Genomic DNA, 2715 nt, shown 5'->3' on the forward strand with positions numbered 1-2715 from the left:
CCTCGCTGTCCCGGGCCGCACGCGCGCGTGCCCGGTCGGCGGCCGACGGACTGCCCTCCGTGCCGCCGTCGCCCGGCCCGCCGGAACAGCCGGCGAGCAGGGCGGCCCCGGCGGCCGAGGCGAGCAGGGTCCTTCTGCGCGGCCCCGAGGGCAGGCGCGGCGATGAGGAAAACGACACGGCAGACGTCCTCGACAGGCTCGTACGGAAGCGACGGCAAAGCGACGGGCGAGCGGCGGGAATCCGCGGTGCGGCCTGCCCGTGATCACGGTACCCGGGCCCCGGCCGGGCACCAGTCATCGGCGCCGCCGGTCCCGGGTGGACGGCAACACCCCCCGGGACCGGATACCCTTTGACCAGACACGCGCCCCATCCCACAACAGCACACGCGGCCGAGGAGTCACCCGGATGAGCACCACCCAGAGCGAGAGGCTGCGAGAGCTGCTGGAGCCGCTCGTCGCCTCCCAGGGCCTGGACCTCGAAGAGATCGCGGTGGACTCGGTCGGCCGCAAGCGTGTGCTGCGTGTCGTCGTCGACTCCGACACCGGTGCGGACCTGGACCGGATCGCCGATGTGAGCCGCGCGCTCTCGGCGAAGCTCGACGAGAGCGACGCGATGGGCGAGGCCGAGTACACCCTCGAGGTCGGCACCCCGGGCGCGGAGCGCTCCCTCACCGAGCACCGCCACTATGTGCGGGCCACGGACCGCCTGGTGCGGTTCCAGCTCCACGAGGGCGGCGAACTGGTCGCACGCGTTCTCGGCGTGGACGACGACGGACTCGACCTCGAAGTGCCCGGAGTGAAGGGCCGCAAGGCCACCACCCGCAGACTCGCCTTCGCCGACATCGACAAGGCCCGCGTCCAGGTGGAGTTCAACCGCAAGGACGACAGCGGCGACAAGAACGACAAGAACACGACGGAAGAGGAGGAGGCGTAGCCGTGGACATCGACATGAGCGCCCTGCGGGGCTTGGTGCGGGAGAAGGAGATCTCCTTCGACCTGCTGGTCGAAGCGATCGAGTCGGCCCTCCTCATCGCCTACCACCGCACCGAGGGAAGCCGCCGACACGCGCGCGTGGAGCTCAGCCGGGACACCGGGCATGTGACCGTGTGGGCGAAGGAGGACCCCGACGACCTCGAAGAGGGCCAGGCGGCCCGGGAGTTCGACGACACCCCGTCCGACTTCGGCCGTATCGCCGCCAGCACCGCGAAGCAGGTCATCCTGCAGCGGCTGCGCGACGCCGAGGACGACGCGACGCTCGGTGAGTACGCCGGCCGTGAGGGCGACATCGTCACCGGCGTGGTCCAGCAGGGCCGCGACCCGAAGAACGTGCTCGTCGACATCGGCAAGCTGGAGGCCATCCTGCCGGTGCAGGAGCAGGTGCCGGGCGAGACCTACCCGCACGGCATGCGGCTGCGTTCGTACGTCGTCCGGGTGGCCAAGGGCGTGCGCGGCCCCTCCGTGACGCTGTCCCGCACGCATCCCAACCTGGTGAAGAAGCTCTTCGCCCTGGAGGTGCCGGAGATCGCCGACGGGTCCGTCGAGATCTCGGCGATCGCCCGCGAGGCCGGCCACCGCACCAAGATCGCCGTACGCTCCACCCGCTCGGGCCTGAACGCCAAGGGTGCCTGCATCGGCCCCATGGGCGGCCGGGTGCGCAACGTCATGGGCGAGCTGAACGGCGAGAAGATCGACATCGTCGACTGGTCGGACGACCCGGCCGAGATGGTGGCGAACGCGCTCTCCCCGGCCCGCGTCTCCAAGGTGGAGGTCGTGGACCTGGCGGCCCGCTCCGCACGCGTGATCGTGCCCGACTACCAGCTGTCGCTGGCGATCGGCAAGGAGGGTCAGAACGCCCGCCTCGCGGCCAGGCTGACCGGCTGGCGGATCGACATCCGGCCGGACACCGAGCAGCCGTCCGAGCAGTCGTCCGACCGCCCGTCGGCGGGGCGCGGGGAATAGATCCAAGCCGCACTGCGCTGAGATCACGACAGTCTTGCGTGCGGTATGTGTTCGATTCTTGCCCCAAAGGGGTGAGGTCGGTCCGGGGAGGTAGACTTAGCTGTGTCTGGCCGGACACGTACCCGAGCATGCCCCGAGCGCACCTGTGTGGGGTGCCGGGAGCGAGCGGTCAAGAGCGAGCTGCTGCGCACTGTGGCGGTCGAGGGTGACTGCACCCCCGATCCACGCGGTACGCTGCCCGGCCGGGGTGCCTATGTGCACCCCGCACCGGTCTGTGTCGACCAGGCAGTGCGCCGCAAGGCGTTCCCGCGGGCGCTCCGCGTCCCGGGGCCGCTCGACGTAAAGGCGTTGCGCCGCTACGTCGAGCAGGCACAGGGTTGCCCACAGCAGCTGTAGGCAACGTGCCAAGGAAGACGAGCCGTACGGAACCCCGTGCGGCCCTGGTACCTCGCGAAGTGAAAGCAGGTCGAGATTGCGATGAGCACTCGATGAGTACGCGATGAGTACGCCCATGAACTAGCGACGGTCCGGACGCAACCCGGACCTCAGAGGAGCGAAGTGGCTAAGGTCCGGGTCTACGAACTCGCCAAGGAGTTCGGTGTCGAGAGCAAGGTCGTCATGGCCAAGCTCCAGGAGCTCGGTGAGTTCGTCCGTTCGGCGTCTTCGACGATCGAGGCGCCCGTAGTACGCAAGCTGACAGACGCGTTCCAGCAGGGCAGTGGCAACGGCCGGTCCGCCGGTCGCCCCGCGGCCCCG

Annotated in this window: 4 protein-coding genes; all 4 read left to right on the top strand. The window is 69.9% G+C overall.

The features are described from left to right. Positions 1 to 406: 406 nt before the first annotated feature. Positions 407 to 934, top strand: coding sequence for a ribosome maturation factor RimP (rimP, locus tag EBH09_RS26955; RefSeq protein ID WP_121749461.1), 528 nt, complete (start codon positions 407 to 409; stop codon positions 932 to 934). A gap of 2 nt (positions 935 to 936) precedes the next feature. Continuing rightward, positions 937 to 1959 (top strand): transcription termination factor NusA, encoded by a 1023-nt coding sequence (gene nusA, locus EBH09_RS26960; protein ID WP_121749462.1) that lies wholly within the window; start codon positions 937 to 939, stop codon positions 1957 to 1959. A gap of 102 nt (positions 1960 to 2061) precedes the next feature. After that, positions 2062 to 2355, top strand: a complete 294-nt coding sequence (locus EBH09_RS26965) for a YlxR family RNase P modulator (RefSeq protein WP_121749463.1) — start codon at positions 2062 to 2064, stop codon at positions 2353 to 2355. Between the two features lie 162 nt (positions 2356 to 2517). Then, on the top strand, positions 2518 to 2715 hold a 198-nt coding region (locus tag EBH09_RS26970; protein WP_153182718.1), incomplete at its 3' end, for a translation initiation factor IF-2 N-terminal domain-containing protein.

The sequence above is a fragment of the Streptomyces sp. E2N166 genome (assembly GCF_003671715.1).
In the GTDB taxonomy this organism is placed as follows: Bacteria; Actinomycetota; Actinomycetes; order Streptomycetales; family Streptomycetaceae; genus Streptomyces; species Streptomyces thinghirensis.